Here is a 15549-nt window from a genome sequence, read left to right on the forward strand (position 1 = left end):
AGAAAATTCTGCATCTTCCCTCCTCAGTGCAGGTTCGGCTGCGCGCCGGCGCCGCGTTCGTCGATCACGTGGCCCCGCGCGAAGCGGTCCAGCCGCAGCGCCGCCGCCGTCTCGTGCGGGCGGCCCGTCGCCAGCAGATGCGCAAAGCAATAGCCGGACGCCGGCGTCGCCTTGAACCCGCCGTAGCACCAGCCCGCGTTCAGATAGAGCCCGTCGATCCCCGTCGCGTCGATGATCGGCGAGCCGTCCATCGACATGTCCATCACGCCGCCCCAAGACCGCAGCATCCGCGCCCGGCCAATCATCGGCATCAGCGCCATGCCGCCCTCTGCCACGTCCTCGACCGTGGGCAGGTTGCCGCGCTGCGCATAGGAATTGTAGCCGTCGATGTCGCCGCCGAAGACCAGCCCGCCCTTGTCCGACTGACTGATATAGAAATGCCCGGCCCCGAAGGTGATGACCCCGGGGATCGTCGGCTTTAGCCCTTCGGACACGAAGGCCTGCAGCACATGACTTTCGATCGGCAGCCGCATCCCGGCCATCGCCATCACCCGGCCCGAGTTGCCCGCGACCGCGACACCCACCGTCTTCGCGCCGATCCGGCCGCGCGTGGTCTCGACCCCGGTAACCCGACCGTCCGCGATCTCGAAGCCCGTGACCTCGCAGCTCTGGATGATGTCGACACCGGCCATGTCCGCACCCCGGGCATAGCCCCAGACAACGGCATCGTGCCGCGCCGTGCCCGCGCGTTCCTGCATCAGGCCGCCCTTGATCGGGAACCGGGGGTTGTCGAAGTTCAGGAACGGCGCCCGCTCGCGCACCTCGTCCGCCGTCAGCAGCCGCGCATCGGCGCCTGCCAGCAGCATCGCGTTGCCCCGGCGGCGGTAGGTGTCGCGCTGGCCGTCGGTGTGGATCAGGTTGATGATGCCGCGCTGGCTGACCATCGCATTGAAGTTGAACTCCTGCTCCAGCCCTTCCCACAGCTTCATTGACAATTCGTAGAACGGCTCGTTCCCCGGCAGCAGATAGTTCGAACGGATGATCGTCGTGTTGCGCCCGATGTTGCCGCCGCCGATCCACCCCTTGTCCAGCACCGCGATCCGCGCCTTGCCGAAGGTCTTGGCAAGATAATAGGCCGTGGCCATCCCGTGACCGCCGCCGATGATGACGAAGTCATAGTCCTTTTGCGGTTCGGGGTCGCGCCACAGGGGCTTCCATCCCCGGTGACCCCGCAATGCCTCGGCGACCAGCCGCAATCCGGAATATCGCATGATCCCTCCGCCGTCCTGTGTCTGACCTTGCAGACCCGCCTTGCCGGGTGAAGTCACGTTCGTGACACCGTTCCCGCGTGGCGGATACCTGCCTCAGATGTCCAGCGTGTGCTCCCGTTCCCAAGCCGAGAAATGCGACACGAAGCTGTCCCATTCCTTGCGCTTCATCTTGGCATAGGCAGCCGAGAACTCGGCCCCCATCGCCGTGGTAAAGCCCTGATCCGCCTCAAACGCACGGATCGCGTCCAGCAGGTTCAGGGGCAGCTTGACCGCGTCCTTCACCGTGTGACCCTCGGCGTACATGTCGATGTCGTGCCGCTTGCCGGGATCGGCGTTGGTCTTCAGCCCCGACAGACCTGCGGCTATGATCGCCGCCTGCAGCAGATAGGGGTTGGCCGCGCCGTCCGGCAGGCGAAGCTCGAACCGGCCCGGGCCCGGAACGCGCACCATGTGGGTGCGGTTGTTGCCGGTCCAGGTCACCGTGTTCGGCGCCCATGTGGCGCCCGACAGGGTCACCGGTGCGTTCAGCCGCTTATAGCTGTTGACGGTCGGATTGGTGATCGCGGCCATCGCGGTGGCGTGGGTCATGATCCCGCCAAGGAAATGACCGCCGTCCATCGACAGACCGACCTCGCCGACCTGCCCGCCCCCGTCGCCTGCGAAGGCGTTGGTCTTGCCGTCCGTCGACCAGACCGAGATATGCGCGTGACAGCCGTTGCCGGTCAGCCCCTCGATCGGTTTCGGCATGAAGGTCGCGCGCAGGCCGTGCTTTTCAGCCACCGATTTGACCATGAACTTGAAGAAGGAATGCCGGTCGGCGGTGACCAGCGCATCATCGAATTCCCAGTTCATCTCGAACTGGCCGTTCGCGTCCTCGTGGTCGTTCTGGTACGGGCCCCAGCCCAGATCCAGCATGTAGTCGCAGATCTCGGAGATCACGTCATAGCGCCGCATGACGGCCTGCTGGTCATAGCAGGGCTTCGCCGCGGTATCGGAGGGGTCGCTGATCTTGTCGCCCTCGGGCGTCAGCAGGAAGAACTCGGCCTCGACCCCGGTCTTCACACGCAGACCCTGTTCAGCGGCCTCGGCCACCAGCCGGCGCAACACGTTGCGCGGCGCCTGCGCGACCTCTTGGCCTTCCATGACACAGTTGGCGGCGACCCACGCGACCTCGGGCTTCCACGGCAGCTGGATCACGGTGTCCGGGTCCGGCACCGCCAGCATGTCCGGATAGGCCGGGGTCATGTCGAGCCACGTCGCGAAGCCCGCGAAGCCGGCCCCGTCCGCCTGCATGTCCGAGATCGCCGCCGCAGGCACCAGCTTGGCCCGCTGACCGCCGAACAGGTCGGTGTAGGAGATCATGAAATACTTGACGTTGGTCTTCTTCGCGAAGGCGGCGAGGTCGGTCATGGTGGTCGGTCCCTGTTCGTTTTCTTTGTATCGGCGGGCCGTGGTTCCCGGCCCGGCCGGCCGGGGGCGCTGCCCCCGGACCCCCGGGATATTTTCGGACCAAAGAAGGGGCCGGTTCCCGGTGTTATCTGGCCTTGGTCAGAACCCGGCCTTGCCCGGGTACCAGTCGGTCCCCGCCAGCGGCACCTGCGCCATCGCGGCGGCTTCCATCGTCAGCGCGCACAGGTCCTCGGGTTCGAGATTGTGGACGTGGCTTTTGCCGCAGGCGCGCGCGAGCGTCTGGCATTCCAGCGTCATCACGTTGAGGTAGTTGCGCAAGCGCCGCCCCGCCTCGACCGGATCAAGTCGCGCCATCAGCTCGGGGTCCTGTGTGGTGATGCCCGCCGGGTCGCGGCCCTCGTGCCAGTCGTCGTAGGCGCCGGTGGTGGTGCCAAGCTTGCGGTATTCGTCTTCCCACTTGGGGTCGTTGTCGCCCAGCGCCACCAGTGCGGCGGTGCCGATGGACACCGCGTCGGCGCCCAGCGCAAGCGCCTTGGCCACGTCGGCACCGGTGCGGATGCCGCCGGACACGACCAGCTGCACCTTGCGGTGCATCCCGAGATCCTGCAACGCCTTCACGGCGGGCCGGATACAGGCGAGCGTGGGCTGGCCGACATGTTCGATGAACACGTCCTGCGTGGCGGCGGTGCCGCCCTGCATCCCGTCCAGCACGATCACGTCCGCCCCGGCCTTCACCGACAGCGCGACGTCGTAATAGGGCCGCGCGCCGCCGACCTTGATGTAGATCGGCTTTTCCCAGCCGGTGATCTCGCGCAGTTCGAGGATCTTGATTTCCAGATCATCCGGCCCGGTCCAGTCCGGGTGGCGGCAGGCCGACCGCTGGTCGATGCCGACCGGCAGGTCGCGCATTCCGGCGACGCGTTCCGTGATCTTCTGGCCCAGCAGCATCCCGCCGCCGCCCGGCTTGGCGCCCTGCCCCACCACGACCTCGATCGCATCGGCGCGGCGCAGGTCGTCGGGGTTCATGCCATAGCGCGACGGCAGGTACTGGTACACCAGCTTCTCGGAATGGCCGCGCTCTTCCTCGGTCATGCCGCCGTCGCCGGTGGTGGTCGAGGTGCCGGCCAGCGTCGCGCCGCGGCCAAGGGCTTCTTTGGCGGGGCCCGAAAGCGAGCCGAAGGACATGCCGGCGATGGTAATCGGGATCTTCAGCTCGATCGGGTTCTTCGCGAAACGGGTGCCCAGCGTCACGCCGGTCTCGCATTTCTCGCGGTAGCCTTCGAGCGGATAGCGCGACATCGACGCACCAAGGAACAGCAGGTCGTCGAAATGCGGCACCCGCCGTTTCGCACCGCCGCCGCGAATGTCGTAGATGCCGGTCTGCGCGGCGCGCCGGATCTCGGAGTTGATCTCGTTCGAGAAGGTCCAGGACTGGCGCGGTTCGGTCTGCGGAATGTCTTTCATCGTGCCGTCCTCAGTATTCGTCTGCGTGGTCGATGTTGAAGTTGTAAAGCTTGCGGGCCGAACCGTAACGCTTGAACTCTTCCGGCTTCGCGTCGGCGCCGGCGCGGTCCAGCAGGTCGGCAAGGATTTCCAGATGTTCGGGGCGCATCTCTTTTTCGATGCAGTCGGCGCCAAGGCTTTTCACCTCGCCGCGCACGAACAGCCGGGCCTCGTACAGGCTGTCGCCCAGCGCGTCGCCAGCATTGCCCAACACAACAAGGTTACCCTTCTGCGCCATGAAGGCGGACATGTGGCCGATATTGCCGTGCACCACGATGTCGATACCCTTCATCGAGATGCCGCAGCGCGAGGACGCGTTGCCTTTCACCACCAGCAGCCCGCCGTGCCCCGTCGCGCCCGCGTATTGCGAGGCGTCGCCATCCACGATCACCGTGCCGGACATCATGTTTTCGGCCACGCCCGGGCCGACCGAGCCCTCGACATGCACCGTTGCCTGCTTGTTCATCCCGGCACAGTAGTAGCCGGTCGAGCCCTTCACCGTGACCTCGATCGGAGCGTCGAGGCCGACCGCAACGGCGTGGCTGCCGCGCGGGTTCACCAGCTGGAACGCCGTCTCGTTGCCGGATGCGCCCTGAAGCGTCGCGTTCACCTCGCGCAGTTCGGTGGCGGACATGTCCAGCACCAAAGCATCGGTTGCGGGTTTGGCCATTGCTGCAGCCTCCATGTTCAGCGCTCCCAGAAATAGACGGTGGCGGGCTCGGGTTCCCAGACGCGGGCGGTTTCAATTCCCGGCAGGTCCGCGAAAGCGCGGTACTCGGAGCCGAAGGCGACATAGTCGTCGGTCTCGGCCATCACGGCGGGCTTGCAGGCGATCGGGTCGCGCACCACGCCGAACCCGTTCTTGGTGCCCATCACGAAGGTGAAGAACCCGTCGAGATCCTGCAGCGTGCCCTCCAGCGCCTCGCCAAGGCTGGCGCCGCCGGCGATCCGCGACGAGATGTAGGCCGCGCCGACCTCTGTGTCGTTCTCGGTCTTGGTCACGAAACCCTCGCGCGCCAGTTGGCGGCGCAGGCGGTTGTGGTTTGACAGCGAGCCGTTGTGCACAAGGCATTCGTCGGACGCGGTCGAGAACGGGTGCGCGCCCAACGTCGTCACCGCGCTTTCCGTCGCCATGCGGGTGTGGCCGATGCCGTGGCTGCCGCCCATGGTGCGCAGGTCGAACCGCGCGGCGACGTCCTTCGGCAGGCCGACTTCCTTGTAGATCTCCATCGCCTCGCCCACGCCCATCACGCGCAGTCCGCGATCTTCAAGGAACGCGACCGCGCGCGTCTTGGCGTCGGCGGGGATGGTCAGCACGGCGTGGGTGTCGGACACTTTCATCGGAACCGCACCGCCCAGCACTTCGCCCAGCGCCACGTCGAGCCCGTCGAAGTCTTCGGCGGGCGTGTCGGACTGGACGGTCACCTTCAGCCCGTCGCCGGGGTCACCATAGATCGCGATACCGGCCGAGTCGGGGCCGCGGTCGGTCATGGTGATCAGCATGTCGGTCAGCATCTCGCCCAGCTTGGGGCGCAGCGCCTCCGACTTCAGAAAAAGGCCCACGATGCCACACATGGATGTCTCCAGTTCAGTCCTTGGGCAACCTGCCCTCTCGATCTTCTTCTAGCCACCACGGAATTTCTTTTCAAGAAACTTTCTTTCTCTGTTAGAAAGATTCGAGCACAGCCGGAAAGCGCCTTTGCATAGGGCGCAAAAGGCGGTCAGCAGGGCCTGCAAGTAGAGATTTTGGGCGCTTGCCCGACGCTACGTCAGCCGGCCTGCGGGTAGGTGATGATCGAAAGATACCGCGACGGCAGTTCCAACAGCACCTCTGGACCGTGCGGCGCGTCCGAATCGAACAACAGCGCGTCGCCCGGTTCCAGCAGGTACAACTGGTCGCCGTGGCGATAGTCGATCTTGCCTTCCAACATGTACAGGAACTCGATCCCCTCGTGCTGAAACGCCGGGAAACGGTCGGCTTCGCTGTCCAACGTGATCAGGTAGGGCTCGACCACGACGCCCGAATTGTTCGATCCGATGTGGCCCAGCAAGTTATACTGGTGCCCCGCCCGGGTCCCCGCGCGTTCGATCTCGACACCCTCCCCCGCCTTGACGTGCATCGCGCCGCGCACCTCGTCGAAACCGGTGAACAACTGGACGAAGGGCACACGCAGCGCATTCGCCAGCACCTGCAGCGTGTTCAGCGAGGGCGAGATATGGCCGTTCTCGATCTTCGACAGGGTGCCCACCGAAAGGCCGGAGGCCGCGGCAAGATCCGAGCCGGTCATCCGCTGCCGCTTGCGCAGGTCACGCACCTGCCGGCCGATGGCGACTTCGAGGTTTTTCTCGCGGACTTCCCGCGTGGCGTGCGGGTCTTGCGTCAGCTTGGTCTCGGATGTCTTCGTCGGCTTGTTCATCTGGCCATGGCCTCCCTTGGCACTCGCTTGGCAAACTGACCGAGTTGTATGGTGTTCACCCCGCCCCCTCAAGCAGCGAATTTTCCTGTCGCGAAACTTTGCCCCTCAGGATTTCACCCTGACGTTCTGCGGATCGTATAACGGCGACAGCGTGACCTCGCACGGCACCCGCTTGGTCGCGACTTCCAGCTCGTAGGTTCCGCCCAGAACCCAGTCGCGGGTGACACCCTCGGCGTGGCGGACATAGCCCATGCCGATCGCCTTGCCGACGGTATGGCCGAACCCGCCCGAGGACAGGTATCCGACCCGAACGCCGTCGCGATAGATCGTCTCACGGCCCAGCAGGATGACCTTTGGGTCGGCGGTAAAGGTCGCCAGCATCTTGGTCACGCCGGTGGCCCGCTGCGCCTCGACCGCCGCCTTGCCGCGATAGTCGGTGGACTTGCGCGCCGCCCAGCCCAATCCCGCCTCCAGCGGCGTGTGGTCCGGCCCGATGTCCGACCCCCACGCGCGGTACCCCTTTTCCAGCCGCAGCGTCTCGATCGCTCGATAGCCGGCGTCGGTCACATCGCCAGCCGCGTGCAGCGCATCGTAGACCGACTGGGCGTACTCGGTCGGGATATGCAGTTCCCACCCCAGCTCACCGACATAGGACACCCGCAGCGCCCGAACCGGAGCGCCCGCGATGCCGATGGTCTGCGCGGTGCCGAAGGGGAAGGCGTCGTTCGACACGTCCGCCCGCGTGGCCGCCTGCAGGATATCCCGAGCCTTCGGCCCCATCAGCGACAGCACCGCCCAGCCCGAGGTCACGTCCACCAGCTGCGCGTTCATGCCCTGCGGGATACCTTTCGCGATCCAGTCGAAATCCCGCGTGGCAAAGCCGGTGCCGGTCACGATGTAATATTCGTCCAAAGCCATTCGGGCACAGGTCAGATCCGCCTCGATGCCGCCGTGATCGTTCAGCATTTGCGTGTAGGTCAGGCTGCCCGGCGGACCGCTGACGTCGTTCGCGGCGATCCATCCCAGCGCGGCCACCGCATCCGGCCCCTTCAGCGCGAACTTGGCGAAAGACGACTGGTCGATCAGTACCACGCCGTCCCGGCAGGCTGCGTGTTCCGCCCCGACATGCGCGAACCAGTTGGGACGGCCATAGGTGTATTCGTCCCGCGCGCCGTCCGGCCCGTACCAGTTGGGCCGTTCCCACCCCAGCTTTTCGCCGAACACCGCGCCGCGCGCCTTCAGCGTCGCATACAGCGGCGAACGGCGGCAGGGGCGGCCGCTGTCGTGTTCTTCGGACGGCCACGCCATCGTGTAGTGTTTTCCGTAGGCCTCGACCGTGCGGGTGCGGATCCAGTCCGTATCGAAATGCGGGCGGCCAAAGCGGCGAATGTCCACCGGCCACAGATCGAACGGCGGCTCTTTCTTCGCCACCCACTCCGCCAGCGCCATACCCGCGCCACCGCCCGAAGCAATGCCGAAAGCGTTGAACCCCGCGCCGACGAAGAATCCGGGCTGTTCCGGCGCCTCGCCGAGGATGAAATTTCCGTCGGGCGTGAAGCTTTCCGGCCCGTTGGTCAGGGTCTTGATCCCCGCCGTCTCCATCGCGGGAACACGGCCCAGCGCCAGCTCCATGATCTGCTCGAAATGGTCGAAGTCGGAATCCAACAGGCTGAAGTGGAACCCCTCGGGGATGCCCTTCACGGCCCACGGCTTCGGATTGGGCTCGTAGCCGCCCATCACCAGCCCGCCGACCTCTTCCTTCCAGTAGGTCAGCCGGTCGGGGTCGCGCAGGGTGGGCAGGTTCGGCGTCACCCCCTCGATCCGCTCGGTCACCATGTACTGGTGTTCCATCGACACCAGCGGCACGTTCACCCCGACGGTCGCGGCAAAGGCGCGGGTCCACTGACCGCAGCAGGCGACAACCTTCGGGCAGGCGATGCGGCCCTTGTCGCTGACGACACCCGTCACCACACCGTTCTCGATGTCGACCGACTGCACCGCGCAATCCTCGACGATCAGCGCGCCCGCCATCCGCGCGCCTTTCGCCAGCGCGGCGGTGATGTCGGACGGGTTCGCCTGACCGTCGGTCGGCAGGAAAGCCGCGCCGACCACGTCCGACACGTCCATCAGCGGCCAAAGGTCCTGCGCCTCTTTCGCGGTCAACAGTTCCATCTCCAGCCCGAAGGAATGCGCCGTCGTGGCCTGCCGCTTTACTTCGGTCCAGCGTTCGTCATTGCACGCAAGCCGCAGACCGCCGTTCCGCTTCCAGCCCGTGGCAAGCCCGGTCTCTTCTTCCAGCCGGTCATACAGCTCGACCGAATATCCCAGAAGCTGGGTGATATTGGCCGAGGACCGCAACTGCCCCACCAGCCCCGCCGCGTGGAAGGTCGACCCGCTGGTCAGCTTGGCCCGCTCCAGCAGCACCACCTCGACCCCCATCTTGGCAAGGTGATAGGCGGTCGAGCATCCGATGATCCCACCGCCGACAACGACAACCTCGGCACTGTCTGGCAGGCTCATCCGCGACTCCAGTCGGCCAACGCGGCCTCGTATCGGGTCATGTTTTCCTCCGTGTAGGCGGCATAGTCGAAGTCGATGTCGGACGAGATTTCCGAAACCATGCTCCACGTCGTCTCGCGCAGAAGCGAGGCGCATTTCATCGCGCGGTAGCTGCGCAGCAACGCGGCATCGGGCGGGTGTCCGAAATAAGCCGCCAGCATCCCGATCTCGGCCTCTTCCGGCAGGCCCGCGTTACTGGCCAGCCCGCCAAGGTCGAACAGCGGGGAATTGAAGCCGCCGTATTCCCAATCCACCAGCCAAAGCCGGTCCGCCCCGCGCAGGATGTTGGCGGGCAGCAGGTCGTTGTGCCCCAACACAAGCTGCACCGGGCCGACGCCGTCTTCCAACAGGTCGGACTGCGCCAGCAGCGCGTCCAGCTTCGATGCGTGGCGCGAACCCTTGGCCTTCAGATAGGCGGCGTAGGTTCGGATGACGTGGAACACCCAGAAGGTCAGCACCGGCCCGGTGATCGCCCGCGTCAGCTCGCGGTGAACCCGCCCGACCAGCGCCACCGCCTCGGTCAGCGTCTGGGCGTCGTGCAGGTCCTGTTCCTCAAGCGCGGTGGACTCGACATGGTCGAACACCATCACGCCGGGCTCGAAATGGCGCAGCGGCGGCGACACGCCGGCGGCTGCGGCGGCCTCGGCAATGCGGCGTTCGTTCCACCGCATCACAAGGTGCTCTGGGATGTCCTCGCCCAGCCGGACGACGTATTTGCGCCCGCCATCCTCGACCACCGCGTTCACGTTGGTGATGCCGCCGCCCAGCGCCGAGATCGCGCCCGGATCGGTCCAGAAGGGGATCGCGCGGATGCGCGCTTCAAGCGCCTCGGGGACGGGTTCGCTGTCGGTCATGAGCCTCCCTGCACGGCCGGTCGGATGTTGACCCGACTGTCACGACGACTTGCGTGGGATGCAAATAGTTTTCTAACCAGTCACATTTCGAGGAGGGCAAGTGCCGCGAAATCAGGCAGGCCCGACGGTCAACTCGGCGAAGACGCCAAGAAAGCGATCCGCCTGTTCCGCGCTCAGGCACAGGGGCGGGCGGATCTTCAGCGTGTGGCCGAAACGACCGGCGGCGCCGACCATGATGCGGCGACCCCGAAGCGCGTTGATCAGCCGCGTCGCGCCGTCCGGGTCAGGTGCGTCGCCCGCGACGATGTCGACCCCAAGGTACAGTCCGCAGCCCCGGACCGCGCCGATGACAGGACTGTCCAGCGCCGTCAGCCCGTCCTTCAGCCGCGCACCGACGGCGGCGGCGTTGGCGATCAGGCCCTCGTCCTCGATCACATCCAGCACCGCCGACCCCGCCGCCGCGGCCACGGGATTTCCGGCGAAGGTGTTGAAGTACCCGAAGGCCTCCGCGAACCGCGCCAGCAGATCGGCGCGGGCTACCATCGCCGCCATGGGAAATCCGTTCCCCATCGGCTTGCCCATCGTCAGGATGTCCGGCACCGCCCCCGCCGCCGCCACGGCCCACAGCCCGCGCCCGGTGCGGCCAAAGCCCGGCTGCACCTCGTCCGCGATATAAAACCCGCCCGCCGTGCGCGTGACTTCCGCCGCCGCGACCAGCGCCGACCAGTCGAAGGCGAAGACCCCGTCGGACGAAAAGATCGAGTCGCACAGGAAGGCCGCGAACCCGTGCCCGTCGGCTTCCAGCCCGGCGATCGCCGCGCGCAGAGCCGACGCGAAGCCGCCCGCGATATCGTTGCCATAGGCGGGTCCGGGCGGCGGGATCAGCCGGACATGGTCGGGCACCCCGCCCTGCCGGTAGGACACGGGCGACACCTCGGTCACGGCGGCGGTATTGCCGTGATACGCGGCCTCGGTCACCACGACGCCACGCTTCCCCGTCGAAAGCCGGGCGATCCTAAGCGCAAGGTCGTTCGCCTCGCTGCCAGAGCAGGTGTAGGCGATCCGCGCGTCAGGCACCGGCACCGTCGCCAGCAGGCGCTCGGAATAGGCCTCGGTCACCGCGCTGAGATAGCGCGAGTTGGTGTTCAGCCGCGCCACCTGATCCTGCACGGCACCCACGACCCGGGGATGCGAATGCCCGACGGACGGCACGTTGTTATAGAGGTCAAGGAAGACGGTGCCATCCGCCGCCGTCATCTCGGCCCCCTGCGCGCTGACCATCTCGATGGGCCGTTCGAAGAACAACGTCGATGCGGCCCCCATGCTCGCCAAGCGCCGTGCGACCAGCGGGTCGTCGCCATCGCCGTGGAAGGCGTTCATGTCGAGGATGTCGCGCGACGTGACGCTCATGCCGACAGATACCGCTCGGCCAGCATCACCGTGCCGTCTGTGAACCCGTCGCCGAATTCTTGCGCGGTGGGCGTCTCGGCGTGGCTGGCGATCCACGCGGTCAGTTGCAGGCGGCGCAGCATGACGAAGGTCGGCAGCATCGCCGCGTCCGCGTCCCCCAGCGGCGCCACGGCGCGATAACCCTCGACCCAAGCGTCCATCAGCGCGGGGATCTCGGGGGCGTCTTCCATGAAGCTGACGGCGGCGGCAAAGTCGAAGCCGAACCAGCCGAACCCGCAATCGTCAAAGTCGATCACCGTCAGCCCGCCCTCGCGGACCAGCAGGTTGGCCAGCCGCAAGTCGGCATGGATCAACCCGAACCGCTCCGGCCCCGTACCCCACGCGGCCAGCCGCGCGTCCAGCGCCGCCGACAGCCGATCCAGCACCGCGCGCCCGTCCGGCGTCAGCCCAAGCGCGGCCTGCCACGGCCCCCAGTGCGGCCGGTCCCCGGCAATGGTGTCGAACGTCCACGTCTTGCGCACGAAACCGGCGGGCTTGTCCCACGCACGCACATGCCCGTGCAGCCGCGCGCTGATGCCGCCCAGCGTCCGGAAGCCGGGCACAAGGTCGTCGCCGGGGCGCGGTTCGACCCCCTCGGCGAAGGCAAAGGCCACGACGTGGCGCAACTCATCCCCGTGATCGAAGGCCCGGACCCGGGCGCCGTCGCGGGTCGGCAGGATCGCCGGTGTCTCGACGATGCCCTGCGCTCGCAATGCCTCGATCCACGCAAGCTCGGACCGGATTTCATCCTCGGTGTGATAGCCGGGGCGATGGACGCGGAACACCGTGCGCCCGTGCGGCCCGTCCAGCAGGTAAGTCGCGTTCTCCGAGATGGTCAGCAGCCGCAAGGTGCCCGAAAGGCCCCATTCGGGCAGCAGGCCCTGAACCCCCGCCGCCAACTCCTTCAGCACCGTTTCGCTGTAAACTCCGCCCATGCGCCCAACTTCCGTGCAGTTCCCCCGGTCCCGTCCCTGCGGGGGTGGGACCGTTCCACCCTCTCTCTTCCCTGCCCGTGCGTCAGACGCAAGCATCCGGGCAAAAGACAGGGAGAGATGACAGGATGCTGACACCGATCACGGGACAGACCGCAATCGTCACCGGCGGCTCGAAGGGTATTGGACGGGGGATTGCACGGGTTTTCGCCAGAGCAGGCGCGAAGGTCCTTATCGTTGGGCGCGACCTGTCCGCCGCCGAGGCGACAGCGGCAGAGCTGACCGCAGACGGCGGAACCGCGCTGGCCCATTCCGCCGACGTGTCCGACTGGGACGCCGTACAGGGCATGGTCGCGGCGGCGACCGAAGCGTTCGGTGGCGTGGATATCCTGTGCGCCAACGCGGGTGCGTTCCCGCAGTCGAAGATGATCGACATGGAGGTCGAGGAATGGGACGCCGTGATGGCCACCAACCTTCGGTCGTCGTTCCTGTGCACCAAGGCCTGCATCCCCGCGTTCAAGGCGAAGGGCGGCGGGCGGATCGTTCTGACCTCGTCGATCACCGGCCCGTTCACCGGCTTTCCCGGTTGGACGCACTATGGCGCGTCGAAATCCGGTCAGCTTGGGTTCCTGAAAACGGCGGCGATGGAGCTGTCGCGCTACAACGTCACGATCAACGCGGTCCTGCCGGGGAACATCGCGACCGAGGGGCTGGCCGATCTTGGGCAGGACTACCTTGATACGATGGCCGCCTCGATCCCGCTGAAACGGCTGGGCGACCCCGAGGACATCGGCAACGCCGCGCTGTTCTTCGCATCGAAAGAGGCCGGGTACATCACCGGCCAGACCATCGTGGTGGACGGCGGACAGATCCTGCCAGAGTCGCTGGAAGCCATCGAAGAGATCTAGGCCGCCGCCGCAAGCTACAGGCGCAACCAAGCCCCTCCCCCCGACTGGGGGGAGGTAAGGGAGGGGGGGGGAGGTAAGTTAGGAAGGGCCCGTCAGGCCCCGATCATCCGCCGGATCTTTGCCACCGCGCGGTCAAAGCCTTCACCATAGCCGACCGGCTCGAAGAACCGGCCATCTTCGTCGAACAACAGCACGCTGGCCGAATGGTCCATCGTGTAATCGCCGCCTTCCAGCGGGACCTTCGCAGAGTAGACCATGAACGCCTTCTCGGCCTTCTTGACCTCTTCCGGCGTCCCGGTCACGCCGACCGTTCCGGGCACCCAGCCGACATAGTCGCCCAGCACCTCGGTCGTGTCCCGCTCGGGGTCGACGGTCACGAAGAAAACGCGCAACTCCTCGCCATCGGCGGCAAGCTCGTCCTGCCAGCCGGCGACATCCCCCAGCGTGGTCGGGCAGACCTCGGGACAATGGGTAAAGCCGAAGAACACCGCCGTCGCGCCGCCCTTCAGGCTGTCTTGCGTGAAGGGCTGACCGTCCGTGGTGACCAATTCATAGTCTCCCACGCCCAGCCCGTCGCTGACGCGCGCCTCGATCTGCGGCGCCACGAACCTGAAGTAGGCAAACGCAAGCAGCGCGATTGCCGCCGCGGCCCAGAGAATTCCGATGAATACCCGGTTTCTGGTCATCCGTTTTCACTCCTTGCCGGTGTCGGCCATGTGGCCGTGATCGTGCTGCATCGTGCCGTTGCCCGGCCCTTTGGCGTTCGGCGCGCCGATCAGCAGCGGCACAACGACCTCGCCCGCGTTCTCGAATTCCAGCGTGACCTCTAGGGTCTCACCTTCGACAAGCGCGCCGGTCAGGCCCATGAACATCAGGTGATAGCCGCCGGGCTTCAGATCAACCGTCTCGCCCGCAGGAAGCGGCAGGCCGTCCGAAAGCTTGCGCATCCGCATGACGTCGCCGTCCATCGCCATCTCGTGGATCTCGACACGTTCGGCCGCGTCGGAACTGGCAGAGACAAGGCGGTCGGCGGCGCCCGCGTTCTCGATGGTCAGGAAGCCACCACCAACGGGGGCGTTCGGCAGCGTCGCACGCGAGAAGCCGCCCGTCAGCGTCAGGTCTCCGGCGACCACCGACCCGTCGTTTGTCATGGCGACCGCGTCATGGTCTTGCCCGTGTGCATGGCCGTGGCCCTGCCCCGTCGCACCCGCGACGACCCGCGCGTTGGGCGCGGGGTTCGGCACGCCATCGGCGCCGGTGATGTCGGTCCAGTCAGATGTTCCGTTCGCGCAGTACTGCATCACCGGCAGGTACAGGATCGTGCCGGGCGTCACGTCGGGGCCGATGGCCGCGCGGACGGTGAACTCGTCGTACCACCCATCTTCAAGATTGCCGCCAGACCACGTGACCTTGCGCACGCCTTCGGTCATTTCGGCGCCGTGGTTCATATAGGGGGTCGCATACGCGCCGGTTTCGGTCGACAGCTCCCACCCGGCCTTGGGCATCGGCTTGGCGTTGTAGACGCCATCGGGCAGCGTCAGTTCGACGGTGTGGGTCGCTTCGCCATCACAGCCGTGCGGCACGCGGACGGTCAGCTTCGTCGTGGCACCTGCGGTGACTTCGCTTTGCGCAAGCGTCGAATGCGCAAGGGCGGCGGCCCCGGACAGCGCAAGCGCAAGGGCCGGGACGAAGGTCAGGGAAAGAAGTTTCATGGTCGCTCCAAGGGTCGCAGCCGGCTGCGCCGGTCTGCCATTGATCACCACCCGCACGATGGCGGGCCAAAACGAGGGGGATCTCAGGCCGTGCGTGGAGGAGCGCGCGCTGTTCTGTGCAACCCGTGCGTCTGCGGGCCGGTGACAAGATCGAGCGACAGGTCGGCAACGAAGCGATGCACCACCCGCGAGGCCGCAGGCGTGAAGGCCATGCTCTGCGCCTCTGGCAGCTTGTGGCAGAACGGGCAGTCGTGGACATGCGCCGGGCCGTCATCGGTCTGGCACAGATCCGCAAGGCTTCCGCCCAGCGCCGCAAGCGAGGCTTCCGCCATCATCGTGTCGCGGTCCGGCCCCATCTGCCGTGCTGACAGCGCGCCCGACACGACAAGCGTGACAGCCAACAGCAGCCCGAACAGGATATGAGGCCAGGATCTGGTCATGCGGCGATCTCTATCGCGAACCCACGGTCGAACGAAAGAGAGAGATTGTCACAGCACCCCCCAAGCCGCTCGGCATCTGTGCATCGCTCCGCGC

At 66.5% G+C, this 15549-nt stretch carries 14 protein-coding genes; 1 reads left to right on the plus strand and 13 read right to left on the minus strand.

Translation table 11 applies throughout. The annotated features are described in order from the left end of the window. Positions 1-23: 23 nt before the first annotated feature. The 10 genes from P1K30_RS10645 to P1K30_RS10690 form a co-directional block, all read right to left on the minus strand. Positions 24-1271 carry a sarcosine oxidase subunit beta family protein gene (locus P1K30_RS10645; RefSeq protein WP_275632705.1) on the minus strand — a complete coding sequence of 416 codons (1248 nt, stop codon included), beginning with the start codon at positions 1269-1271 and terminating at the stop codon, positions 24-26. A gap of 93 nt (positions 1272-1364) precedes the next feature. Further along, positions 1365-2681: a type III glutamate--ammonia ligase gene (gene glnT, locus P1K30_RS10650; protein ID WP_275632706.1), complete on the minus strand. Its 1317-nt coding sequence runs from the start codon at positions 2679-2681 to the stop codon at positions 1365-1367. Between the two features lie 138 nt (positions 2682-2819). Further along, positions 2820-4145: an FMN-binding glutamate synthase family protein gene (locus P1K30_RS10655; RefSeq protein WP_275632707.1), complete on the minus strand. Its 1326-nt coding sequence runs from the start codon at positions 4143-4145 to the stop codon at positions 2820-2822. A gap of 10 nt (positions 4146-4155) precedes the next feature. After that, entirely contained in the window at positions 4156-4854 is a 699-nt protein-coding gene (locus P1K30_RS10660; protein WP_275632708.1) for a GXGXG domain-containing protein, read from the minus strand. A gap of 17 nt (positions 4855-4871) precedes the next feature. Further along, positions 4872-5759 (minus strand): class II glutamine amidotransferase, encoded by an 888-nt coding sequence (locus P1K30_RS10665; protein WP_275632709.1) that lies wholly within the window; start codon positions 5757-5759, stop codon positions 4872-4874. Between the two features lie 194 nt (positions 5760-5953). Continuing rightward, entirely contained in the window at positions 5954-6601 is a 648-nt protein-coding gene (locus P1K30_RS10670; RefSeq protein ID WP_275632710.1) for a helix-turn-helix domain-containing protein, read from the minus strand. Positions 6602-6706: 105 nt separating this feature from the next. Further along, positions 6707-9121, minus strand: coding sequence for a GcvT family protein (locus P1K30_RS10675; protein ID WP_275632711.1), 2415 nt, complete (start codon positions 9119-9121; stop codon positions 6707-6709). Further along, on the minus strand, positions 9118-10014 hold the full coding sequence (locus P1K30_RS10680) for a phosphotransferase (RefSeq protein ID WP_275632712.1): 897 nt from the start codon (positions 10012-10014) through the stop codon (positions 9118-9120). The genes P1K30_RS10675 and P1K30_RS10680 overlap by 4 nt, the downstream gene beginning before the upstream one ends. Positions 10015-10125: 111 nt before the next feature. After that, entirely contained in the window at positions 10126-11424 is a 1299-nt protein-coding gene (locus tag P1K30_RS10685) for an aspartate aminotransferase family protein (protein ID WP_275632713.1), read from the minus strand. Then, positions 11421-12398 (minus strand): phosphotransferase enzyme family protein, encoded by a 978-nt coding sequence (locus P1K30_RS10690; protein ID WP_275632714.1) that lies wholly within the window; start codon positions 12396-12398, stop codon positions 11421-11423. Before P1K30_RS10690 ends, P1K30_RS10685 begins: the two co-directional genes overlap by 4 nt. A 125-nt stretch (positions 12399-12523) precedes the next feature. Between P1K30_RS10690 and fabG the strand changes: the two genes are divergently transcribed. Further along, on the plus strand, positions 12524-13303 hold the full coding sequence (gene fabG / locus P1K30_RS10695; RefSeq protein WP_275632715.1) for a 3-oxoacyl-ACP reductase FabG: 780 nt from the start codon (positions 12524-12526) through the stop codon (positions 13301-13303). 92 nt (positions 13304-13395) lie between these two features. On the opposite strand, the gene P1K30_RS10700 is transcribed toward fabG, so the two are convergent. The 3 genes from P1K30_RS10700 to P1K30_RS10710 form a co-directional block, all read right to left on the minus strand. After that, on the minus strand, positions 13396-13989 hold the full coding sequence (locus tag P1K30_RS10700; protein ID WP_275632716.1) for an SCO family protein: 594 nt from the start codon (positions 13987-13989) through the stop codon (positions 13396-13398). Between the two features lie 6 nt (positions 13990-13995). Beyond that, a complete protein-coding gene (locus P1K30_RS10705) occupies positions 13996-15015 on the minus strand; it encodes a DUF1775 domain-containing protein (protein ID WP_275632717.1) in 1020 nt (339 codons plus the stop codon). Positions 15016-15098: 83 nt separating this feature from the next. Continuing rightward, positions 15099-15455, minus strand: a complete 357-nt coding sequence (locus P1K30_RS10710; protein ID WP_275632718.1) for a hypothetical protein — start codon at positions 15453-15455, stop codon at positions 15099-15101. Between the last annotated feature and the right edge of the window lie 94 nt (positions 15456-15549).

Origin of the sequence: Psychromarinibacter halotolerans, from assembly GCF_029168315.1 — a bacterium.
Taxonomy (GTDB): domain Bacteria; phylum Pseudomonadota; class Alphaproteobacteria; order Rhodobacterales; family Rhodobacteraceae; genus Psychromarinibacter; species Psychromarinibacter halotolerans.